General features: G+C 72.9%; 21 protein-coding genes. 12 read left to right on the top strand and 9 right to left on the bottom strand.

Annotated features, from left to right (window positions below; all coding sequences use genetic code 11):
* Positions 1-40: 40 nt before the first annotated feature.
* The gene (locus ACFC0G_RS02515) at positions 41-1,063 is read right to left on the bottom strand and encodes a hypothetical protein (protein WP_376395906.1); all 1,023 of its coding nucleotides are present in this window, start codon (positions 1,061-1,063) and stop codon (positions 41-43) included.
* A gap of 198 nt (positions 1,064-1,261) precedes the next feature.
* On the opposite strand from ACFC0G_RS02515, the gene ACFC0G_RS02510 reads away from it, so the two are divergent.
* The 3 genes from ACFC0G_RS02510 to ACFC0G_RS02500 all read left to right on the top strand — a co-directional run bounded on the left by ACFC0G_RS02510 (position 1,262) and on the right by ACFC0G_RS02500 (position 4,254).
* A complete protein-coding gene (locus tag ACFC0G_RS02510; RefSeq protein WP_376395904.1) occupies positions 1,262-1,549 on the top strand; it encodes a cation transporter in 288 nt (95 codons plus the stop codon).
* A gap of 118 nt (positions 1,550-1,667) precedes the next feature.
* Entirely contained in the window at positions 1,668-3,935 is a 2,268-nt protein-coding gene (locus tag ACFC0G_RS02505) for a heavy metal translocating P-type ATPase (RefSeq protein ID WP_376395901.1), read from the top strand.
* A 37-nt stretch (positions 3,936-3,972) separates the two neighbouring features.
* Entirely contained in the window at positions 3,973-4,254 is a 282-nt protein-coding gene (locus tag ACFC0G_RS02500; RefSeq protein ID WP_376395898.1) for a metal-sensitive transcriptional regulator, read from the top strand.
* Positions 4,255-4,308: 54 nt separating this feature from the next.
* Here ACFC0G_RS02500 and ACFC0G_RS02495 read toward each other — a convergent pair whose 3' ends face one another.
* Positions 4,309-4,536, bottom strand: a complete 228-nt coding sequence (locus tag ACFC0G_RS02495) for a hypothetical protein (RefSeq protein ID WP_376395895.1) — start codon at positions 4,534-4,536, stop codon at positions 4,309-4,311.
* An 82-nt stretch (positions 4,537-4,618) separates the two neighbouring features.
* Between ACFC0G_RS02495 and ACFC0G_RS02490 the strand changes: the two genes are divergently transcribed.
* The 7 genes from ACFC0G_RS02490 (at position 4,619) to ACFC0G_RS02460 (ending at position 10,862) form a co-directional block, all read left to right on the top strand.
* Positions 4,619-5,011, top strand: a complete 393-nt coding sequence (locus tag ACFC0G_RS02490) for a BlaI/MecI/CopY family transcriptional regulator (RefSeq protein ID WP_376395892.1) — start codon at positions 4,619-4,621, stop codon at positions 5,009-5,011.
* The gene (locus tag ACFC0G_RS02485) at positions 5,008-5,919 is read left to right on the top strand and encodes a M56 family metallopeptidase (protein WP_376395889.1); all 912 of its coding nucleotides are present in this window, start codon (positions 5,008-5,010) and stop codon (positions 5,917-5,919) included. The genes ACFC0G_RS02490 and ACFC0G_RS02485 overlap by 4 nt, the downstream gene beginning before the upstream one ends.
* 256 nt (positions 5,920-6,175) lie before the next feature.
* Positions 6,176-6,544 carry a GNAT family N-acetyltransferase gene (locus ACFC0G_RS02480; protein ID WP_376395886.1) on the top strand — a complete coding sequence of 123 codons (369 nt, stop codon included), beginning with the start codon at positions 6,176-6,178 and terminating at the stop codon, positions 6,542-6,544.
* Positions 6,545-6,819: 275 nt separating this feature from the next.
* Positions 6,820-7,680 carry an SAM-dependent methyltransferase gene (locus ACFC0G_RS02475; protein ID WP_376395883.1) on the top strand — a complete coding sequence of 287 codons (861 nt, stop codon included), beginning with the start codon at positions 6,820-6,822 and terminating at the stop codon, positions 7,678-7,680.
* Positions 7,681-7,926: 246 nt separating this feature from the next.
* Positions 7,927-8,367 (top strand): Fur family transcriptional regulator, encoded by a 441-nt coding sequence (locus ACFC0G_RS02470; protein ID WP_376395880.1) that lies wholly within the window; start codon positions 7,927-7,929, stop codon positions 8,365-8,367.
* Between the two features lie 161 nt (positions 8,368-8,528).
* On the top strand, positions 8,529-9,545 hold the full coding sequence (locus ACFC0G_RS02465; protein WP_376395877.1) for a LuxR C-terminal-related transcriptional regulator: 1,017 nt from the start codon (positions 8,529-8,531) through the stop codon (positions 9,543-9,545).
* Between the two features lie 144 nt (positions 9,546-9,689).
* Complete coding sequence (locus ACFC0G_RS02460; RefSeq protein WP_376395874.1) at positions 9,690-10,862, top strand: LuxR C-terminal-related transcriptional regulator; 1,173 nt, start codon at positions 9,690-9,692, stop codon at positions 10,860-10,862.
* Positions 10,863-11,040: 178 nt separating this feature from the next.
* Here ACFC0G_RS02460 and ACFC0G_RS02455 read toward each other — a convergent pair whose 3' ends face one another.
* The 6 genes from ACFC0G_RS02455 to asnB all read right to left on the bottom strand — a co-directional run bounded on the left by ACFC0G_RS02455 (position 11,041) and on the right by asnB (position 18,262).
* On the bottom strand, positions 11,041-11,292 hold the full coding sequence (locus tag ACFC0G_RS02455) for a hypothetical protein (protein ID WP_314612279.1): 252 nt from the start codon (positions 11,290-11,292) through the stop codon (positions 11,041-11,043).
* 216 nt (positions 11,293-11,508) lie between these two features.
* Positions 11,509-12,831, bottom strand: coding sequence for a D-inositol-3-phosphate glycosyltransferase (mshA, locus tag ACFC0G_RS02450; protein WP_376396159.1), 1,323 nt, complete (start codon positions 12,829-12,831; stop codon positions 11,509-11,511).
* 199 nt (positions 12,832-13,030) lie between these two features.
* Positions 13,031-14,596, bottom strand: a complete 1,566-nt coding sequence (locus ACFC0G_RS02445; protein ID WP_376395870.1) for a class I tRNA ligase family protein — start codon at positions 14,594-14,596, stop codon at positions 13,031-13,033.
* 37 nt (positions 14,597-14,633) lie between these two features.
* A complete protein-coding gene (locus tag ACFC0G_RS02440) occupies positions 14,634-15,380 on the bottom strand; it encodes an SDR family oxidoreductase (protein WP_024759898.1) in 747 nt (248 codons plus the stop codon).
* A 91-nt stretch (positions 15,381-15,471) separates the two neighbouring features.
* Positions 15,472-16,467, bottom strand: coding sequence for a hypothetical protein (locus ACFC0G_RS02435; protein WP_376395866.1), 996 nt, complete (start codon positions 16,465-16,467; stop codon positions 15,472-15,474).
* Positions 16,457-18,262 carry an asparagine synthase (glutamine-hydrolyzing) gene (gene asnB, locus ACFC0G_RS02430; RefSeq protein ID WP_376395863.1) on the bottom strand — a complete coding sequence of 602 codons (1,806 nt, stop codon included), beginning with the start codon at positions 18,260-18,262 and terminating at the stop codon, positions 16,457-16,459. Before asnB ends, ACFC0G_RS02435 begins: the two co-directional genes overlap by 11 nt.
* A gap of 196 nt (positions 18,263-18,458) precedes the next feature.
* Here asnB and ACFC0G_RS02425 point away from each other — a divergent pair, with 196 nt between their 5' ends.
* The gene (locus tag ACFC0G_RS02425) at positions 18,459-19,190 is read left to right on the top strand and encodes a PIG-L deacetylase family protein (RefSeq protein ID WP_376395860.1); all 732 of its coding nucleotides are present in this window, start codon (positions 18,459-18,461) and stop codon (positions 19,188-19,190) included.
* A 123-nt stretch (positions 19,191-19,313) separates the two neighbouring features.
* Positions 19,314-20,273, top strand: a complete 960-nt coding sequence (locus tag ACFC0G_RS02420) for a hypothetical protein (protein WP_376395857.1) — start codon at positions 19,314-19,316, stop codon at positions 20,271-20,273.
* Between the two features lie 45 nt (positions 20,274-20,318).
* On the opposite strand, the gene ACFC0G_RS02415 is transcribed toward ACFC0G_RS02420, so the two are convergent.
* Positions 20,319-20,966: a dihydrofolate reductase family protein gene (locus tag ACFC0G_RS02415; RefSeq protein WP_376395854.1), complete on the bottom strand. Its 648-nt coding sequence runs from the start codon at positions 20,964-20,966 to the stop codon at positions 20,319-20,321.
* Positions 20,967-20,990: the final 24 nt, after the last annotated feature.

Genomic DNA, 20,990 nt, shown 5'->3' with positions numbered 1-20,990 from the left:
CTCCATGAATGACGGCTACAGGTCTAGTCCAATGACCAGACTAGCCGTGCGTGTGCTCTCCCGCATCGTCCGCGGCATCACCGGCTGCGGGGACGGTCGTCGTGGGCGCCGGTGCGGTCGCCTTCGCGGCGCCCGCGGTGACCGTGAAGGCCGCCGTCCGGACCTTGCCCTCGTGCTGGAAGTCGAGGAACAGACGGTACGTCCCGGCGCTGGGCGCCGTCGCGGTGAAGGAGACGTCCGGGCCGGGACCCCCCTCGTTCGGGTGCACGTGGAGGTAGGCGAGGTCGCCGTCGCGCAGGGCGACGAGGTGTCCGTACGCCCCGAGGTAGGGCTCCAGGTCGGTGACGGGCTTGCCGGCCTTGGTGACGGTGAGCTTGAGCTCGCCGGCCTTGCCCGGGTCGAGCGTGCCGCCGAGGCGGACCTGGTAGCCGTCGACGGCCGCGGTCGGGACGACGGCCGGCAGGGGCTTCGGGGCGTACGCGCCCGGTACGGCGAGGTCGGCGCCGAGCGTGACGCCCTTGGCGCCGGGGGCGGCGGGCTTGAAGTCGGCGAAGGCCTTGTAGCCGCCGGCGGCGGGCAGGTCGACGGGGGTCGTCCAGGTGCCGTCCGCGGCCTTCACCGGGTGCAGGTGGCGGAAGGTGTTGAGGTCGCGCGAGGCGACGATGAAGTGCAGTTCCTTGCCGTGCTCGGTGGTGAAGGCGGTGACCTTCTTCCCGGCCGCGTCCTTGATCGAGAACTTCAGGACGCTCTTGCCGGTGGCGGGGGTCGGCGTCTCCAGGGCGAGGGTGTAGCCGCCGTCGGAGACCTGGAGTCCGCCGGGGAGGTTCGCGGCGGCAGCGGCGGGCGTCTCCGCGGTCGCGCCCTCCTCGTGACCGGCGTGGCCGTCGGCCGCGGCCGGGCTCTTCGAGGGGGCCTGGCCCTCCGAGGGGGCCGCGGCGTGGTCGCCGTGCTCGGCCTTCTTCGGCTCCTCGACGGGGCCGACACCCTTGCCGACCCCGTACGCGGCCCCGAAGGTCGCGGCGAGCGCGGCGGCATAGGCAGTGATCTTCACACCGGTGTTCATGGCTGCTCTCCCGATACGTGGGGTGGGTGCGCGGGGTGGCGCGGTAACCGTTCGACGCACTTCACCATACCCCTGGGGGGTATCAAGTCAAGCCGGGGATCCGCTTGCGCCGGATACCGCCGGGGGGTATACATGGACTCACAACCGGATACCCCCCGAGGGTATCCGGGTCCGGAGGAACCGACCGAGGAGGAAGCCATGGGCTCCTGCTGCACCCCTGACAACAGCTGCTCGACCAACGCCACCGACACGACCACGGTCGCGATCGCCGAGAGCACCGCGACCGTCTACGCCGTCTCCGGCATGACGTGCGGCCACTGCAGGACCGCGATCACCACGTCCGTCAGCGCGCTCGCCGGCGTCATCGCCGTGGACGTCGACGTCAACGGCGGCCTGGTGACCGTCACCACCGGCGGCGAGCCGGACGACGCCGCGATCGCCGCCGCCGTCGACGACGCCGGTTACGAGCTGACCGGCCGCGCCTAGGGCCTCCCCGGCGGATCAGGGCCGGACGGGCCCTCGGCCGCCCCACCTCGGCCGCCGGGACCCGCCCACCACGCCCGGGTCCCGGCCCCCGACCCCGTACTCACGAGGAGCAGTACTCATGACAACGACGACACCTGGCACGGCTCAGGTCGAGCTCGCCATCGGCGGCATGACCTGCGCCTCGTGCGCGGCCCGTATCGAGAAGAAGCTCAACCGCATGGACGGGGTCGAGGCCACCGTCAACTACGCCACCGAGAAGGCCAAGGTCACCTTCGACGCCGACATCGACGTCGCCGCCCTGATCGCGACCGTCGAGGCCACCGGCTACACCGCCGCGGAGCCCGCGCCGCCGAAGAGCGAGACGCCCGGCGCCCCCGAAGGGCCCTCCGACGAGGAGAAGGCCGACGCGGAGCTGCGGCCCCTCAAGCAGCGGCTGGTCACCGCCGTCGCGCTCGCCGTCCCCGTCATCGCGATGGCGATGGTCCCGGCGCTCCAGATCGAGTACTGGCAGTGGCTGAGCCTCACGCTCGCCGCGCCGGTCGTCGTCTACGCCGCCTGGCCCTTCCACAAGGCCGCCTGGACCAACGCCAAGCACGGCGCGGCCACCATGGACACCCTGATCTCCGTCGGCACGATCGCCGCGTTCCTCTGGTCGCTGTGGGCGCTGTTCTTCGGGACCGCCGGTACGCCGGGGATGACGCACGCCTTCGAGTTCACCATCGCCCGTACCGACGGCGCCGGGAACATCTACCTGGAGGCCGCGGCGGGCGTCACCGCCTTCATCCTGGCCGGCCGGTACTTCGAGGCCCGCTCGAAGCGCAAGGCGGGCGCCGCGCTCAAGGCGCTGATGCAGCTGGGCGCCAAGGAGGTCACCGTCCTGCGGGGCGGCCAGGAGGTCACCGTACCGACCGCCGACCTCCAGGTCGGGGACCGCTTCCTGGTCCGCCCGGGCGAGAAGATCGCCACCGACGGCACCGTCGTCGAGGGTTCGTCCGCCGTGGACGCCTCCATGCTCACCGGCGAGTCCGTGCCGGTCGAGGTCTCCGTCGGCGACTCCGTCACCGGCGCCACCCTGAACGCCGGCGGCCGGCTCGTCATCGAGGCCACCCGCGTCGGCTCCGACACCCAGCTCGCCCGCATGGCCAAGCTCGTCGAGGACGCGCAGAACGGCAAGGCCGCCGCCCAGCGCCTCGCCGACAAGATCTCGGCCGTCTTCGTCCCGATCGTCATCGCGCTCTCGCTCGGCACGCTCGGCTTCTGGCTCGGCACCGGCCAGGGGCTCACCGCCGCCTTCACCGCGGCCGTCGCCGTCCTGATCATCGCCTGCCCCTGCGCCCTCGGCCTGGCCACCCCGACCGCCCTCATGGTCGGCACCGGCCGCGGCGCCCAGCTCGGCATCCTGATCAAGGGCCCCGAGGTCCTGGAGACCACCCGCAAGGTCGACACGATCGTCCTCGACAAGACCGGCACCGTCACCACCGGCCGCATGACGCTCATCAAGGTCCACACCGCGGAAGGCGTGGACGAGACCGACGTGCTGCGGCTCGCGGGCGCCCTGGAGCACTCCTCCGAGCACCCGATCGCCCAGGCCGTCGCCACCGGCGCCGCCGCCAGGGTCGGCACGCTCCCCACCCCCGAGGACTTCGCCAACATCCCCGGTCTCGGCGTCCAGGGCGTCGTCGACGGCCACGCCGTCCTCGTCGGCCGCGAGAAGCTCCTCGAAGAGTGGGCCATGGCCCTCCCGGCCGGGCTCAAGACCGCCAAGGACACCGCGGAGAAGGCCGGCAAGACGGCGATCGCCGTGGCCTGGGACGGCGAGGCCCGCGCGGTCCTCGAAGTCGCCGACGCCGTCAAGGAGACCAGCCCCGAGGCCATCCGGCGGCTGCGGGCCCTCGGGCTCACCCCGATCCTGCTCACCGGCGACAACAAGGCGGTCGCCGAGGCCGTCGCCGCCGAGGTCGGCATCGACGAGGTCATCGCGGAGGTCATGCCGCAGGACAAGGTCGACGTCGTCAAGAAGCTCCAGGCGGAGGGCCGTTCGGTCGCCATGGTCGGCGACGGCGTGAACGACGCCGCCGCGCTCGCCCAGGCCGACCTGGGCCTGGCGATGGGCACCGGCACGGACGCCGCCATCGAGGCCGGCGACCTGACCCTCGTACGGGGCGACCTGCGGGCCGCGGCCGACGCGATCCGGCTCTCCCGCAAGACCCTCGGCACGATCCGGTCGAACCTCTTCTGGGCCTTCGCCTACAACGTCGCCGCCCTGCCGCTCGCCGCGGCCGGACTGCTCAACCCGATGATCGCGGGGGCCGCGATGGCCTTCTCCTCGGTCTTCGTCGTCGGCAACAGCCTGCGCCTGCGCGGCTTCCAGGCCGCCGACCGCTGACGCACTCCCTTCCGCGCCAATCTCCGAGGAGCCCGCCGTGGCCGGTTACGGACAGCACAAGGAAGACATCATCAGACGCCTCAGGCGCATCGAGGGCCAGGTCAGGGGGGTGCAGCGGATGGTCGACGAGGACGTGTACTGCATCGACGTCCTCACCCAGGTCTCCGCCATCAACGCGGCCCTCCAGTCCTGCGCGGTGGCCCTCCTGGACGAGCACCTCAGCTGCTGCGTCACGGAGGCGATCGCCCAGGGCGGGGACCAGGCGAAGGTGAAGGTGGGCGAGGCCTCGAAGGCCATCGCCCGGCTCATCCGGAGCTGACGGAGCAGGCCTCCCAGCAGGCCTCTCAGCAGGCCTCGAAGGAGCGCGGCAGTATCAACCGCCCTTGCGTGAAGGGCACTCAGCGGACAGCGTGATGCTCAGGCGGAGACAGAGCCCGAGCACCTGCCGGAGGAGCACCAGCTCCGCCGAACCGGGAAGACCGGGGCCGCAGAGCTTCACGCAGGGGCGGTTTCTCATGAGGCCGCTCGTGAGGGTGGTGGTGAAGGTGCTCGTGAGGGTGGTCAGGGGGCCGGTCACGGAGGCGCTCAGGAAGGTCGACATCCCGCCACCGTACCCCTGGGGGGTATACCTGAGCGAGGGAGGCGGCCCGTACGATGAGCCGCCCAGGGGGAAGGGGATCCACGTGCGCCGGCTGGGAGAGCTGGAGGCCGAGATCATGGACCGGTTGTGGGCCTGGCAGCGGCCCGCCACCGTCCGCGAGATCGTCGACGACATCAATCGGGGACGCCGGGTCGCCTACACGACCGTCATGACGGTGGCGGACATCCTGCACCGCAAGGGCTGGCTGCGCCGCGAGAAGGCGGGCCGGGCCTGGCTGTACGAGCCCGTCCGCAGCCGCGAGGAGTACACCGCCGGCCTCATGCGGGACGCCCTCGGCGACAGCCAGGACCGGCCCGCCGCCCTGCTGCGGTTCGTCGAGGTCATCTCGGACGAGGACATGGCCGCCCTGGACGCGGCGCTCCGCGCGACCCGGGGCGGCGGCCCCGGCCACCCCGGCGCGGGCGGTGACGCGTGAACCACCACGCCCTCGTCCCGCTCGGGCTCGTCCTCCTCACCGGCTTCCTCGTGCCCTGGTTCGTCGCCCGGGCCCGCTGGGCCCAGCAGGTGCCCCGCCTCGCGCTCGCCGTGTGGGCCGCGTGCGGCGCCGTCTTCACCGCCGCGACCGCCCTGCTGCCCGCCCAGCTGGTCCTGTCCGGCGAGAGCAGCCACCGCCTCACCGACATGGTGCTCACGCTCCGACTCCCCACCTCCGAGCGGCTGTTCGCCCTCGAAGGCCGCGAGCAGCTCGCCGTCGCGATCGCCCTCACCGTCGTCTCGCTGCCCGCCGCCGCCTTCGTACGGCGCCTGGCGCGGGCCCGGCGGGTGCGCGTGCGGCACGCCGGGGTGCTGCGGCTCGTCGGACGGTACGACCCCGACCTGCGGGCCACCGTCCTCGACGACGACCGCCCCGCCGTCTACTGCCTGCCGGGCCGCTCGCGCCGCGTGGTCGTCTCCTCCGGGGCCGTGCACGCGCTGACACCCGCCCAGCTCGCGGCGGCCCTCGCGCACGAGCGGGCGCACATCGCGGGGCGGCACCACCTCCTCGTCGCCGCGGCGGAGGCCTTCACGGCCGTCTACCCGCGCCTCCCGCTCGCGCGGCACGGCGGGACGTCCGTACCACTGCTGCTCGAAATGACCGCGGACGACCGGGCGTTGCGGCGATGCACGCGCGACGCGCTCGCCACGGCGCTGTACGCGCTTGCCTCCGGAAGGGCGCCGCGGTCCGCCTTCGCGGCGGGCGGCCCGTCGGCGGCGCTGCGGATGCGGCGCATCCTCACCCCGTACAGCGCGGGACACCCCGTCCTGCGCGGGCTGTTCACCATCGCGTCGGCGGCGCTCGCGATGATGCCGCTGATCGTCGCCTGCTGTTCCTTCCCCGGCTAATTTGCTCGCTTCACCGTCCGACCCTCCGAACACCGTTATTTACTAAGCGAATTCGTAGATTTCGCATCGGTCACGGGCAACTTAATTCACGGCTATTGTGGGTATGTTGGGGCTCTGGCTCGGCACGTCGAAGGGTACGAAACCTATGCAGCTGGCTGGCGTTCGAACGGCCGCGGCCGGCGATGCGACGACGATATCCAGGCTGCTCGCGGACGTCATTCGGAGCAGCTACGCGGGAATTCTGGACGAAGTCCCGATGCGACGGCTGATCTCGGCCCAATGCGCACTCCCCCGCATACGCGCGGAAATTGAAATTCCGGGCGGTGCGCCCGGCTGGCTCGGCTGGCTCGTCGCGACCGACCCCGAGGGCGCGGTCGTCGGCGTCGCCGCGGGCGGGGTGCCGGTACCGGGCGAGGGCGAGGTGTACGCGCTGGCCGTGGCGGACGGATCCCGCCGCCGCGGAGTGGGTACGGCCCTGCTGGCCGCCGCCACGGACCGCATGCGGAGCTACGGCGCGCACGACCAGCGGGTCGAACTCCCGGCGGAGACGGACCCGGCGCTCCCCTTCTACACCCACCAGGGCTTCGCGCCCCTGGGCCCCACGCGCTGGAGCAGGAAGGTCTGACGCGCCGCGCCTTCCCCGGCGCAGGCCCGCGCGACCGCCGCACGGACGGTCGCGACCGTCGAACTCGCTTGCGTGACCGCCGAACTGACGGTCGTGGCAGATCCACGCCATCGCGTGTTCACGCAGCCCGATCCGGTGGATCGGCGCTCCCCCGCCAGGTCAGGATGGGTCCAGCGGCGCGGTCCCGGCGGCACGGGAACCTCGTCCGGACGGCATGGACCGAGCGAGCCCCTGGAGGAGCGATGCACACACCGAGCGGCATTTCCCTGCCCGTCGTGCCCGCAGCGTTCGCTCCGGTCCTGCCGTCCCGATACGACCGGGAGCGGGAGCCCGCCCCCGGGGCCGGCATCAGGATCAAGTCCGACACCCTGCCCGGGCTCGAATCGGTCTCCCCGGCCGACGAGAACTCCGTCTGGCTGCACGACGCCCTGCTCGGCCCGCACAGCGCGGACATCGTCCGGTACCTCAGCCTCGCCCGCTCCACCGGCGGACCCGTTCTGGACCTCGGCTCCGGCGCCGGGCGGCTCGCCGTCCCGTTCGCCCGGCACGGCTTCGCCGTGGAAGCCGTGGACCGGGACGCCTCGGCCCTCGAGCGCCTCGAAGGCTGGGCCCGCCGGATCGGCCCGCAGGTCGCCGGGCTCGTCGTCACCCACCGGGCCGACCTCACCGAGCTGCGGCTCGAAGGGAGTTACCGGCTGGCGCTCCTCGCGGGCGCGATGGTCACGGCCGTCCCGCCCGCGCACCGGCCGGAGCTGCTGCGCGAGGTCGCCTCCCACCTGGAGACGGGCGGGGCGCTCGCCCTCGACTACACGGCGCACCAGCTGCCCGGACTCATCGCGGAGCCGCGGCGGACCTGGGCGTTCCAGGTGCCGCGCTTCGACGGGATCGACGAGTGGGTGGTGGCGCGGCAGGTGTTCGACCTGCCGTCGATGAGCGAGCGGATCACGTACTACACGGCCCGCACCGGCAAGCTCTCCACCGAGCGGGTCGTGCTGACCACCGACAAGTGGATCGTGGATCCGGAGCGGCTCGCGGCGGAGCTGCACTCGGCCGGCCTGCACATCGAGGGCCGGCGGCGCCACCGGATCGACGACCGGACCGAGAGCGTGCTGCTGGTGTGCAGGACGGACGACTGACGGACGGGCCGCCGGTGTACGGGCGCGTGACGTACGGGCGCGTGGTGTACGGGCGCGTGGCGTACGGGCGCGTGGTGCACGGGCGCGTGGTGCACGGGCGCGTGACGTACGGGCGAGTGACGTACGGGCCACGGGCGGAAGGCCGACGGACGGCCGACAAGCGGCCGAAGAGCGCCTGACGCGCTTGACGAGCAAGAGGTACGATGCCAACAAAAGTTTGAGCCGACCAGGTGGCGGGCGGAGAAGATGGCAGTCGCGGAAGAGCTGACGGGCCGCGAGGCGGTGATCCAGCGCCTGCGCGACGTCGGGCTGCGGGTCACGGGCCCGCGCCTGGAGGTGCTCACGGTGCTCGCCGCCGGCGGCCATCTCGACGTCGAGGCGATCACCACGACCGCGCGCGAGCGGCTCGGCACGCTGACCAGCCAGGCCGTGTACGAGATGCTCCGGCACTTCCAGGAGACCGGCCTGGTCAGCAAGTTCGACCGACCCGGCCTGCCCGCCGTCTTCGAGATCTCCGGTCCCGCGCACCAGCACGCGCTGTGCGTCACCTGCGGCCGCGTGGAGAACGTCGACGCGGCCGCGCCGAAGCCGCCCCGGGGCGCGCTGCCGGAGTGGCGGGTCGAGGACGCCGAGATCGTGTTCAAGGGCCTGTGCCCCGACTGCCGGGCGAGCGCCCCCGCCGCCTGAGCGGTTCCCGGCCCGTCTCCGCCCTCGCCCGCTCCTGCCCGCCAGCACCGCGAACCGTCCTGAGCTGCGGTCAACTCCGTGCGTGTCGTTCGAATGTATGGCAGGGTCTAGCGGGGCGATTCATGAGGATCCAGGGGGATCCGAGGGGAGTCTGCTGCGCCGTGTCCAGAAACACCGCCGTGGCCCGTACGGGCAGCGAACAGGCTCTCGCCGTCTACCAGGAACTCCGCGCCCGTCCGGGGACGACCTTCGACCAGGTCGCGGACCGGCTGGAGCTCTCCACCGAGGAGCGGGAGCGATGTCGTGACGAACTCGCCTCCTTAGGACTGACCGCCCCCTCCCTCGACCCGAACGCGGTCGTGGACCCCGATGTCGCCCTGCTGCGGCTGCTGCGCCGGGAGCGCGACCGGCTCCAGGAACGCCTCGCCGCGACCAGCCGCGCGCACACCGCCCTCGAAGCCCTCGCCGGACCGTTTCTGCGGGCCGGGGCCACCCCGCGCGGCGAGATCGAGGTCGAGATCGTCGACGACCCCCACCGCGTACGCCGCAGCCTCGCCGAGCTGAGGGACTCCGTCCGGACGGCCGCGCACTTCATGCACACCGGCTCCGTACGCCGCGAGGAGCTGCCGGGCGAGCTGGCCCAGGACCGCCTGTGGGCCGACCGCGGGGTCCGGATCCGGGCCATGTACAGCCGGCGGGCCGCCTCGGTGCCGGAGATGGCGCAGCACCTGGAGGAGCGGGCCGCGCTGGGCGTGGAGATACGGTTCGCCTCCGTCGTGCCGATGAACATGGTCCTCGCCGACGAGAACTTCGCGCTCCTGCCCACCGATCCGCACGACCTGTCCTCCGCCGCGATCCTCGCGCGCGGCCCCGGCCTCGTCCGCTCCTATCTCGCCCTGTACGAGTACTGCTGGACGGCGGCCGCCCCGTACGGCGAGGAGGAGGCGCCGGAGAAGGGCGGCGACGGGCTCTCCGAGCAGCAGCGGGCGGCGCTGCTGATGCTCGCCTCCGGCATCAAGGACGAGCAGATCGCGCGCAATCTGGGGGTCTCGCTGCGGACGGTGAGCCGGTTGCTCTCCGAGGTGATGCAGGAGCTGGGGGCGGCGAGCCGTTTCGAGGCGGGCGTGAAGGCGGCCCGGCTCGGCCTGTTGGACGGCGACGGAGTCGAGCGGTCTTAAGGGCGGGATACCACCGGGGAGTTCGGATGACGCACGATGGATCCCCGACCGGTCGGACCGGTCGGATCGGCATGACGGACGGCCGCCCAGCCGTGTGACAGGGTGACGGCGGCGCGACTCGAGGGAACAGGGGGTCACTTCGCCTTGATCACCACCGGCGGCGGTACGGGTACGGGGAACGGGACCGAGTACTCGGGTACGGGGAACGGCACCGATCACCCGGAAGGCTCACCCGATGCTGTGGTGAACCTCTACCAGGAACTGCGCAGGCGCGGAGTGTCCAGCCTCGGCGAGGTGGGAGCCCAACTCCGGCTCTCCCCCGAGGAGTACGAGCGATGTCGGTGCGAACTGTCCGACCTCGGGCTCATCGTGCCGACCAATCCGGCCCAGCACGGCTCCCGCGGCGAGCTCCGGGCCGCCGGCGGCGGCGGTGACGGCGCCGGCGGTAACGGCGGTGGCCGGCCGCAGGCAAGTGGCGGCGACAGGAACAGCGAAGGCGACGGCGACACGGTCGCCGTGATCGACCCGGAGATCGCACTGCTCAGGCTGCTGCACCGGGAGCGCGAGCAGCTGCGCGAGCACCTCGACGAGGCGGACCGCGCGTACGACACCCTGGAGACCTTGGCGGGGGCGTTCCTGCGGGCCGGTTCGCTCACGCGGGCGGACGCGGATGTGGAGCTCCTCAGCGACTACCGCCGGATCCAGCAGGTCCTTGAGGACATCACGGACGTCATCCAGCACAGCCTGGCGTCGATGCACCTGACGTCGCTGAAGCGCGAGGTCGGGGAGCGGGTGCTGAGCCGGGACCGGCGGCAGATCGAGAACGGGGTGCGCGTCCGCGCCATGTACAGCGACCAGGCCTGCGCCTCGCCCGAGGTGGCGGAGCATCTGCGGCGCCGGGTCGAGGCGGGGGTGGAGGTGCGGATCGCGTCGGCGGTCCCCATGCCGCTGATCATCGCCGACGCGCAGTTCGCGGTGGTGCCGGTCGATCCGGCCGAGCCGGCGGCGGGCGCGGTACTGGCCAGGGGTCCCGCCCTGGTCCGCTCGTACCTCGCGCTGTACGAGCACTGCTGGCACACCGCCCTGCCGTACGGGGACGGGTCCGCATCGGATCAGGGCGGCGACGGGCTTTCGGAGCAGCAGCGGGCGGCTCTGAGCATGCTCGCCTCCGGCATGAAGGACGAGAAGATCGCGCGCGGGCTCGGGGTGTCGCTGCGGACGGTGAGCCGCATGCTCTCCGAGCTGATGCAGGAGATGGGGGCGACGAGCCGGTTCGAGGCCGGGGTGCGCGCCTATCGGCTGGGCTGGGTCGACTGAGCGCGGGATTTCCCGCGGGCGGTTCGCCGGGGTGCCGGTGACAGAGGCAGTGCCTGGCGCAAGGCGCAAGGCGCAAGGCGCAAGGCGCAAGGCGCAAGGCGCAAGGCGCAAGGAAATGGCTGCGCGGCCGCCCTTTTCCAGGGCGGCCGCGCAGCCTTTCTTTCGGATTCCCGTCGACTCAATTGGCAGATATCGGCGCCGGGGGGATCTTGTCCCACTCGTTCCCGTTCGACGGGGACGGCGTGGGGGTGGGGGTCGGGGTGGCAGTGGTCCCGTCGGACGCGCCGTCCGCCACCACGTGCTGCGGGGCCGAGACCGCGCTCGGGGCCGTCGCCAGGGCCGCGCCGCCGGCGACGGCGAGACACGCTGCCGCGGCGAGGGCGAACTGACGGACGATCCGGCGAGTCCCCGTGGCGTGCTCAGCAGACATGATTCCTCCAGGAGTGGGAATGTGAATTCCGCCTTCCGGGGCCCGTGCCGCCGGGCGTTCCCTGAAGACATCTCCATTCTGTCCCCGCCCCGGAAACCGATCCAGGGATTCTCTGTGCGTGGACCCGCCATGGCGTGGATGCGTCAATACGCCTGCACAGCAACGGAATTGGCGGATCCGGAGCCTTCCATATCTTTGGTCGAACCAAAAGTGGTGCTAGACTTGAGCTACGGCCTTCTCGTTCCTCCAGGAGAGAGAGGCCGCCGGGGCAGGGGCGTGCCGCCGCCCCTGCCCCAACCCCTGACCCAGCCCCTCCGCCAACGCCCCCCGGTACACCTCGACGGTCCGGGCGGCGGAGGCGCGCCAGCTCATCCCGCGCGCGTGGCGGACCGCCGCCTCCCCCATCGACTCCACCGCCTCCGGGTGCGCCGCGAGCCACCGCAGCCGGCGCGCGTACTCCACCGGGTCGTGACCGTGCACCAGAAGCCCCGTCACCCCGTCCCACACCGCCGTCGGCAGCCCGCCGACCGCCGCCGCGAGCACCGGCGTCCCGCAGGCCTGCGCCTCCAGGGCCACCAGGCCGAAGGACTCGCTGCGCGAGGGCACCACCAGCACGTCCGCCGCCCGGTACCAGTCCGCCAGCTTCTCCTGCGGTACGGGCGGGAAGGCCCGCAGCACATCGGTGACGCCCAGCTCCCCCGCCAGCTTCCAGGCCGTCCCCTCCCGCGTCGCACCCGAGTGGCCGCCCACCACCGGCACCAGCAGCCGGCGGCGCAACTCCGGCTCCTGTCGCAGTAGTTCGGCGATCGCCCGGACGAGCACGTCCGGGCCCTTCAGCGGCTGTATGCGGCCGGCGTAGAGCGGGACGAACGCGTCGGCGGGGAGCCCGAGCCGGGCCCGGGCCGCCGCCTTGCCTCCCCCGGAGCCTTCGGCCCGGGAGGCACCCCCGGCCGGGCGGAAGGTCCGCAGGTCGACCCCGGGCCGTACGACCTCGGTGCGCTCCCCCGCCGCCCCGTACAGCGTGCGCAGCGCCTCCGCCTCGTCGGTCGTGTTGGCGATCAACCGGTCCGCGGAACCGACGACTTGGAGCTCGCCGCGGACGCGGAGCTCGGGCTCGGGGCTGTCGCCCTCGGCGAGCGAGGCGTTCTTCACGCGGGCCAGCGTGTGGGCGGTGTGCACGAGCGGGATCCGCCAGCCGACCGAGGCGATCCGGCCCGCCTGCCCGGAGAGCCAGTAGTGCGAGTGGACCACGTCGTAGCGCCGCTCCTCCTTCAGGAGCGCCAGCGAGAAGGGCACGACGAGGTCCGGCATGGCCTCCTTGGGCAGCGGCCCGCGCGGCCCGGCGTGCAGATGGCGGACCCGGACCCCCGGGGCGAGCTCGACGAGCGGGGGCAGGCCCTCGCCCCGGCAGCGGGTGAACAGGTCGACCTCCACGCCCAGTTCGGCCAGGGCGCGGGAGAGTTCGACCATGTAGACGTTCATTCCGCCGGCGTCCCCCGTCCCGGGCTGGTGGAGCGGGGAGGTGTGGACGCTGAGCATGGCGACGCGCAGGGACACGTGGAGCTCCTGTGGAGTGGGGCCACGTGTCCCTGCGCGTCGCTCGCGCGCGCACGGTCACGCGGCAGGGGGACTCGAACACTGACGTACGGACGCACTGACGTACCGATGTACTGGAGTACTGGAGTACTGGAGTACTGGAGTACTTAGTTGCTTAGTAGTCGAAGGGAATCGGAAGGGATCAGAACCCGAAGACCGGGCCCGAGGGCGGTGCGAGCCGGGTCCCCGGGAGGGGGCCCATCAGTGCGTGCCAGTCGACCGGCCGGCCCGGCAGCACCTGGAGCGCCGCCGCGAGCCGGTCCGCGCCCTCCGGCATCACCGGCCGCGCCCACGCGGAGAGCGCCGAGGCCACCGCCAACTGCGCGGCGAGCGCCGGGAGATGACGGCAGGACGTGCTGGGCCGGCACCGCTCGTGGGCGTTGACGTGGCCGAAGTCGGCCACCGAGCGGACCATCTCGTCGAGGACGGCGACCGCCCGGCGCGGGTCGAAGGCGTCGGGGCCGTACGCCTCGCGCAGATCGTCCACGCCCCGGTGGAGCCGCCGCTCCAGGATCTCCCAGCCCGTGCCGCCGGGCAGCGCCTGCGGGGCGAGTCCGCCGCACTCCTCCCGTACGGAGGAGAAGAGCCGCGCGAGCCAGCTGTTCCAGCTCTCGTCCAGCTCCCGGCGGGCGGCCGCGAGCCGCTCCCGGTGGAAGACGGTGCGGCGGCCCAGCGGGCGGGCCTGGAGGACGTGCCGGCGGAGGGTGTCGGAGCCGTACTCGGTGAGGAGGTCGAGCGCCCAGACGTTGCCCTCCTGGACGCCTTCCTCGATGACGTACGACTCGTTGACGTTGAAGTCCTGCGGCAGCTTGATGTCCTGCGCGAGGAGCAGCACCGGCAGGAGCACCGCGTGGCAGAAGGAGTGCCCGAAGCCGCAGAAGTGGATGGCGCGGCGGGGCAGCGGGCCCTTCGTGTCGTAGCCGAAGAGGTGCATCGCGGCGGCCTCGAAGCAGCCGTCGATGCGGTGGTCGGGGAAGCCGTCGACCGGGACCGGCAGGCCCCACTCGGCGGGGTGGCCGACGGCGATGTCCGGCAGTCCGTCCTCGACGAGCGACTCGCACAGGGCGGCGAGCCGGGGCGGGAGCCCCGCCGTCGCCCAGTACTCGGCGAGCGTCTCCCGGAAGGGCTCCAGGGGCACGTACAGCCGGCGGCAGCGGCGGGCCACCGCCGGGGTGTCGCAGACCGCGCAGCGCGCCGAGATGAGGTCGCCGCCGTCGTTGGGGCGGGCGCACTCGTGGCACATGCCGCCGTCGCTGTCCGCGCCGCAGTGCGGGCAGCTGCCGGTGGCGTGCGCCCCGTACAGCCAGCGGTCGCACGGCTCGCAGTAGGGCAGGAGGCGGGTCCGCGGGGCGATGACCCCCTGCGCGAACAGTCTGCTGAAGAGGTCCTGCACCCAGCGTCCGTAGCCCTTGTCGCGCCGCGGGCGCACGATGTGGTCGAACTCCACACCCGAGCGGAGCCAGTCGGCGGTGATCGCGGCACGGTAGCCCTCCGCGACCTCCTCGGGCTTGCGGTTGTGGCGCAGCGCGCGGACCTCGACGGAGCTGGCGTGGTCGGCGGTGCCGGTGGTGAACCGGACCGCTTCCCCCTCGGCCCGCAGGTAGCGGGTGAGGACGTCGGCGGCGACGTACGGCCCGGCGAGATGGCCGATGTGGAGTTCGCCGTGGGTGGCGGGAGGGGTCGCGGTGATCCAGACGGGGGTGCTCATGGGACTGGGACCTCCTTGACGCTGTGGTGCGGTGGGCTCAGCGCGGTTCGAAGTGGAAGGAGCGGATGAAGCAGTCACGCGGCTGCTCGACGGCATAGACGATGCATTCGAAAAGGGCCTGGGTGGTGAGCTTCTCGTCGGGTGCGATTCCGTCCGGATTCGATCCGTCCCATTCCGCGAACCGCGGGTCCGAGGTGGAGAAGTCGGGCGGGAAGAGCGAGAAGACGCGGACCCCGGAGGGGCGGAGCCGGCGCGAGAGGATGTCGGCGAAACCGGCCTGGGCGCTCTTCGCCGCCCAGAAGGCCTCGTGGGCGGCGCCGGCGGTCGCGGCGGAGGCGCCCTCGGCGTCGCGGACGGCGACCATGTTGACGATGTCGGGCCGCAGCGAGCCGCGCAGCAGCGGCAGGAAGTGCTTCACCATGAGGACGGTGCCGCCGGCGGTCGACTCGATCGTCTCGACGATCTCGCGGTCGCTGGCCGCCTCCAGGTCCATGCCGTCGAGCCAGCGGGCGCCGTTGTTGACCAACAGGTCGACGCGGTCGGTGCGTTCGCCGACGCGGGCGGCGAACTCCCGGATCTCGGCGGGCTTGCTCAGGTCGCAGCCGAAGGCGTGGATACGGTCACGGGCCGAGCCCATGACTTCGGTACGGGTGCGCTCGGCGGCTTCGACGGTCCGCGCCGAGACGTAGACCTCGGCGCCGAGATGCGCGAATCCGACGGCGAGCGCGCGACCGAAATAGCGGGACGCTCCGGTCACGACGACACGCAGATTCTCGAATTTCATGTGCGTCTGCTCTCCCCACGGATACCGATTGCCGGTCCATTTCAGCGTGGCAGAGAAAGGACAGCGGGGGCCCGGCGGGAGGGGTGCGCGTTCACGCCGTTGCGTGGATACGCCACGGCAGTTCGAGCCTGCCGAGGACCTTCGCGCGCTTGTGGTGGACACGGACGCGGTCGGGCGCGGCGGAGACGGTCACCGTACCGCCGGGGGTGCGGACGGGGCCGGTGGGGGCGGGGACGACGGTGCCGTCGAGCGCGCCGGCGGCGGCGAGGGCGGCGGCGCCGGTGAGCGCGAGGCGGGGGTGCCAGCCGCCGACGGTGAGGGCGCGGACGGAGAGCCCTCCGGGGCCGGCGGTGAAGGCGGCGATCTTGGGGAGGGCGGAGTGGGGCGGGTGCCCGAGGACGCGGGCGGCCTCGGCGCGCAGTGCGAGGAGCCGGTCGTGGAGGGCGGCGTCGTCCGGGGGGAGGTGGCGGGCGTCGACGAAGACGTACGGGTTGCCGTACCGCACGAGGGAGACGGGCACGCCGCGGAGGACGTCGACGGGGCGGCCGGTGGGGAGGGTGCCGGGGGCGGTGGGAGCCGTGAGGAAACTGAGCGTGTACGTGTCGGCGCCATGCGGCCCGGGCTCGGGCTCGCACAGCACGGTGTCCCCGGTCGTCACGGCGCGGACGGTGACGGGGCCGGGGCGGCCGTCGGCGACGACGCAGGCGAGGAGGGAGTGCCCGCAGCCGGCCCGGAAGTCGAAGGCGCCGCCGGGGAGGGCCTGGACGAAGCGGTAGTCGAGGTCGAGGCCGGGGGTGGCGGCGGGCCCGTACAGCGCGATCTTGTTGAGCCCGGCGTACGGCGTCCCGGCGAGCGCGTGCCGCAGCCGAGCCAACTCGCTCCCGAGCGCGAGGGCCCCGACGGGCAGGTGGTCGAGCCGCAGGACGAGGGTGGGCCCGGGAGCGTCCTCGGCCCGTACGACGACGGCGCCGACGGCACCGGCACCGGCACCGGCACCGGCACCGGCACCGGCACCGACGACACTCCTACGCCGGCGCCGCGCCCGGGCGGGTTCGGGGCGTGGAGGTCCCGAGGGGTCAGGCCGCACAGCCCACCGGGATTCGCATGCCCTGGACGACCTCCGTCCACAGCTCGTGGACGGCGAGGCTCCAGAGGGCCAGCGCGTCGTGGTGCGACGGGCGTTCGAGCTGGCGGGCGAGGAGTTTCTGGACCCGGTCGGCGCGGACCTTGCCGCCGAGGACGAGCCGGGCCGGGGAGAGCAGGTCGCGGACGGTGTCGAGGAGCGGGCTGCCGGGGGCGAGCATCGCCGCGAGCGGGAGCGTGAAGGGTTGTTTGGGGCGCCGGAGGACCCCGGAGGGGAGGAGCTCGGTTCCCGCTTCGTACAGCGCCCGCTTGCCCGTGCGCGCCTCCGCCGGCAGCCCCCGGGCGTGGGCGACGACGGACGGCTGGCAGAAGGGCATGCGCGCTTCGACGGCCCAGGCCATCGAGAGGTGGTCGACGCGCCGCAGGTGGTACGCGGGGAGCCGCCAGCGGGTCTCGAAGGCGGTCATCGCGGTGAGCCGGTCCTCGCCGACGGCCTCCGCCGAGCGCAGTTCCTGCTCGATGCGGTCGGCCGCCGACCCCTGATCGGCGATGTGGGCGCGGTAGTTGGCGGTGTAGAGGTGGTCGCGGAGCAGGCGCGGCGCGGCCGAGAGGGCGTCCGCGTAGGCGCCGGCCCAGTCCGCCCCGGCGGGTGCGGCGAGCGCGGCGCGCATCCGGTCGTAGCCGCCGAAGAGTTCGTCGGCGCCGTCGCCGGCGAGCGCGACGGTGAAGCCGTTCTGGCGGACGGCGCGGAAGAGCGCGTACGTGGAGACGGTGATGGGGTCGGCGTTGGGCTGTCCGAGGTGGCGGACGGTGCGGGTCAGGAGGGAGGTGAGCTCGTCGGGGTCGACGGAGACCTCGTGGTGGACCGTACGGGCCCGGCGGGCGACCGAGCGGGCGAACGCGGCTTCCGAGCCGGGCCACTTGCCCCGGTAGGTGAGGTGGAAGGTGTGCAGCGGCGGGGCGTCCGTCTCGCGGGCGTGCTCGGCGGCGAGCGCCGTGACGAGGCCGGAGTCGAGGCCGCCGCTGGTGATCGCGCAGACGGGCACCTCGGCGTGGGCGAGCCGCCGGACCTCGTGGCGCAGGATGTCCTGGGTGTCGCCCGGCGCAGCGGCGGGCCTGGGGCCCCTGCGCCGCACCACGGGTGCCGTTCCCGGGCGTACGAGGGCGGTGGCGCCCGGCGGCAGGACGCTGACGCCGTCGAGGGCGGTGTGCGTGGAGAAGGACGTGCGGGTGGCGAGGACGGTGTCGAGGGCGTCGTCGCGCGGGGAGATCCGTACCCCTTCGAAGGCGAGGAGGGCGGGGATCTCGGAGGCGAAGCGGGTGGAGCCGTCGTACGGGTCGTGGTGGAAGTACACCGGCTTCATGCCCATGTCGTCGACGGCGAGGACGAGTCGGGTGCTGCCGGGGCGCAGGTCGAGGATCGCGACGGCGAACATGCCGTCGAGGTGCTCGGCGAAGGCGGGGCCGTACTCGGCGTAGAGCGCGGGGAGCACGGTGCCGTCGCAGCGGTCGGGGAAGCGGTGGCCGCGGGCGGCGAGCGCGCGGCGCAGTTCGGCGTGGTTGTAGATCTCGCCGTTGAGCACGGCGAGGATGCCGGGGAGGTGCGGCAGCCGGTAGGGCTGCTGCCCGCCGCACGGGTCGGTCACGGCGAGCCGGTCGCAGCCGAGCGCCCAGCCGGGCCCGCTGAGCACGTGGTGCTCGTCGGGGCCGCCGTGGCGCTGGCGGGCCGAGACCGCCGCGAGCTCGGCGGGGTCCGGGCGGTCCGCTCCCGCGGCGATGGTGCCGAGAATCCTGCACATGGCGGTCGCCTCCGTATTCCGAAGTCGCGCTTCCGACGTCGTACGTCCGAAGTCACTGTCCATCTCACACTGGTCGCACCCAATGATTTGAATCTACCAAGTTTTTGAATGGCGCGTAAGTGCCATGTCCAGTTCACGCCACGGGTTGGCCTTGCGACGCTCCCGCCACCCCCAACAGGCTGGCCCCATGAGGGACATGGAGGATTTCGAGAGGGGCCGCGGCGCACCCGCATCCCTGCTGGTCGTGGCCGCGCATCCGGACGACATCGAGTTCTGCGTCAGCGGCACCGTCATGCAGTGGATCGAGCGCGGCACCCGCGTCACGTACTGCATCGTCACGGACGGCGGCGCCGGCGGTTACGACGAACAGCTCCCCCGGCAGGCGATGGCGGATCTGCGCCGCGCCGAGCAGGTCCACTCGGCGAAGCTCAGCGGCGTCGCCGACGTCCGCTTCCTCGGCTACCCCGACAGCTTCGTCGAGGCCTCCGTCGAGCTGCGGCGCGACCTGTGCCGGGTCATCCGCGAAGTGCGCCCGCAGCGGGCCATCATCCCGTCCCCCGAGATCAACTGGGCGCGCGTCGCCGACCTCCACCCCGACCACCGCGCGGTCGGGGACGCCTGCCTGCGCGCGATCTACCCCGAGGCCCGCAACCCCTTCGCGCACGCGCAGCTCCTGAAGGAGGAGGGCCTGGAGCCGTGGACGGTCCACGAGCTGTGGCTGATGACGGGCCCCACCCCGAACCAGTACGTGGACGTCACCCCGGTCTTCGACCGCAAGGTCCAGGCGCTGCGCATCCACACCTCCCAGACCGCCCACTTCGACGACCTGGCCGGCCTGCTCCGCGACTGGCTCGGCGAGCACGCGACGGCGGGCGGGCTGCCGCCGGGCCGGATGGCGGAGGCGTTCCAGATCGTGCACATCGACTGAGGCGCACCCCCCCCTCGTACCCCGCGCGGAGTTCTTGTGGCGGCACGGGGTGCGTGAGACCGTGAACGGCACACGTGGGGGCGCGTGCCACCAACACGCGCGTGACGAGGGGGAGTTCACGCCATGACCGACTTCGGCTCGGACCTGTACGAAGCCCTGATCAACGGGTACCTCGCCAAACCCGAGGCCGACGAGGCGCCGTACTACACGGTCTCGGACAGCCTGCGCCTGTACGGCGACGCGATCTGGAACGACGCGGGGGACGCGAACCAGCACATCCAGCGGCTGCTCTCGTCCGGGAGGGGCGAGGCGATGGACGCCCTGGGGCAGCACTGGGACAAGGTCATGAACCAGGACGTCGGCTCCGTCGTGGCGGTGGCGGGGCTGTCGGCCGCCGCGGTGGCCGACATCGCCGCGACCATCGCCGCGACCAAGGCGGAGCTCGTCCAGGTCGCGTCCGAGTGCGCCACCGTCACGGTCGCCCAACTCGTCTCCGGGGCCCTGACGTTCCGCGCGCCCGAGAATGTCGTCGCCTCCTCCGTCGCGAACGCCCAGAGCGTGTCGCAGACGCTCGTCGCCACGTGCCACCAGCGCATCGCCGGCACGCTGAAGACGCTCCAGCAGGACCCGGCCGTGGCCGGCCTCCAGGGCGTCGCCGCCGACCTCGCCGCGGGCATCGGCGGCGCGGCGCGCGACGGGGCGGCCGACGCGGGGACGGGACGGTCCTGGGGCACGGACCTCGTCACCGGGCCCGGCCGGGCCGTCGCCGAGGGCGTCCACGTCGACCACGCCGAGCACGAGCGGGCGGCCGGACGGCTCCGGGAAGTCGCCACCGCGGTCTACGGAACGACCGCGGGCCACCTGGCCAAGGCCTCCGCCGACCACGCCACCGCCGCGGCGAGCGGCGCCCTGGGCGCGGCGATCGCCGCGTCGCTCAACACGGTCCTGGACGACCTCACCCGGGCGACGAAGGCCTTCGGCGACCACCTGAACGGCGCGCTCCCCGACGGGATCCTGCTGATCTCCAGCAGCCAGCAGTCCACGGACGACGACAACAGGAAGCGGGTGTCCCAGCTGGACTAGGGGGACCGAGGACGGCTGGACCGGGACCCAGGACGGCCTACCCGCTCACCGGCGCCAGAAGAGGTGGTGCGTCACACCGCCGGTCGGGCTCGGGACGGTCTCGTGGTGGAACCGGTCGAGCAGCTCGTCCGGGGACTCCCAGAGCCGTGCCCCGGAACCGAGCCGCACCGGTGCGACCGCCACGTGGAGGGTGTCGACGAGGTCGGCGTCGAGGAACTCGCGGATCGTCGTGGCCCCGCCGCCGAGCCGGACGTCCTTGCCCCGCGCCGCCTCCCGCGCCTGCCGGAGGACGTCGGCCGGCTCGCCGCCGACGAAGTGGAAGGTGGTGTCGGCGAGCGTGAACGAGGGGCGCGCGTGGTGGGTCATGACGAACACCGGCGTACGGAAAGGCGGTTCGTCGCCCCACCAGCCCTGCCAGTCGTGGTCGAGCCAGGGCCCGCGCAGGGGACTGAACTTGTTGCGGCCCATGATCTCGGCGCCGATGTTCCGGGCGTAGTCGCGCGTGAAGTAGTCGTCGATGCCGCGGCTGCCGCCGGGATCGGTACGCATGGGCCAGCTCGCCGTGGCACCGGCCCAGGCGAACAGCTCCCCCGGATCCGCGTGCCCGAACGGCCTCTCCAGGCTCTGGCCCTCACCGGCGCCGAACCCGTCGCTCGACACCATGAAGTTCTGTACTCGCAGCAGCTGGACCACGTGCTCTCCTCCTGACGATTGCGA

The sequence above is a fragment of the Streptomyces sp. NPDC056169 genome, assembly GCF_042268445.1.
Taxonomy (GTDB): Bacteria; Actinomycetota; Actinomycetes; order Streptomycetales; family Streptomycetaceae; genus Streptomyces.
The sequence above is the reverse complement of the archived record's forward strand: the minus strand, read 5'-3'. Positions and strand labels throughout refer to the sequence as shown.

What these genes read in the sequence shown, in the direction of transcription:
- ACFC0G_RS02515 (WP_376395906.1), bottom strand. Translation starts at nt 1,063, where the DNA reads ATGAACACCGGTGTGAAGATCACTGCCTATGCCGCCGCGCTCGCCGCG.
- ACFC0G_RS02510 (WP_376395904.1), top strand. Translation starts at nt 1,262, where the DNA reads ATGGGCTCCTGCTGCACCCCTGACAACAGCTGCTCGACCAACGCCACC.
- ACFC0G_RS02505 (WP_376395901.1), top strand. Translation starts at nt 1,668, where the DNA reads ATGACAACGACGACACCTGGCACGGCTCAGGTCGAGCTCGCCATCGGC.
- ACFC0G_RS02495 (WP_376395895.1), bottom strand. Translation starts at nt 4,536, where the DNA reads ATGTCGACCTTCCTGAGCGCCTCCGTGACCGGCCCCCTGACCACCCTC.
- ACFC0G_RS02480 (WP_376395886.1), top strand. Translation starts at nt 6,176, where the DNA reads ATGCGACGGCTGATCTCGGCCCAATGCGCACTCCCCCGCATACGCGCG.
- ACFC0G_RS02470 (WP_376395880.1), top strand. Translation starts at nt 7,927, where the DNA reads ATGGCAGTCGCGGAAGAGCTGACGGGCCGCGAGGCGGTGATCCAGCGC.
- ACFC0G_RS02455 (WP_314612279.1), bottom strand. Translation starts at nt 11,292, where the DNA reads ATGTCTGCTGAGCACGCCACGGGGACTCGCCGGATCGTCCGTCAGTTC.
- mshA (WP_376396159.1), bottom strand. Translation starts at nt 12,831, where the DNA reads ATGCTCAGCGTCCACACCTCCCCGCTCCACCAGCCCGGGACGGGGGAC.
- ACFC0G_RS02445 (WP_376395870.1), bottom strand. Translation starts at nt 14,596, where the DNA reads ATGAGCACCCCCGTCTGGATCACCGCGACCCCTCCCGCCACCCACGGC.
- ACFC0G_RS02440 (WP_024759898.1), bottom strand. Translation starts at nt 15,380, where the DNA reads ATGAAATTCGAGAATCTGCGTGTCGTCGTGACCGGAGCGTCCCGCTAT.
- asnB (WP_376395863.1), bottom strand. Translation starts at nt 18,262, where the DNA reads ATGTGCAGGATTCTCGGCACCATCGCCGCGGGAGCGGACCGCCCGGAC.
- ACFC0G_RS02425 (WP_376395860.1), top strand. Translation starts at nt 18,459, where the DNA reads ATGGAGGATTTCGAGAGGGGCCGCGGCGCACCCGCATCCCTGCTGGTC.
- ACFC0G_RS02420 (WP_376395857.1), top strand. Translation starts at nt 19,314, where the DNA reads ATGACCGACTTCGGCTCGGACCTGTACGAAGCCCTGATCAACGGGTAC.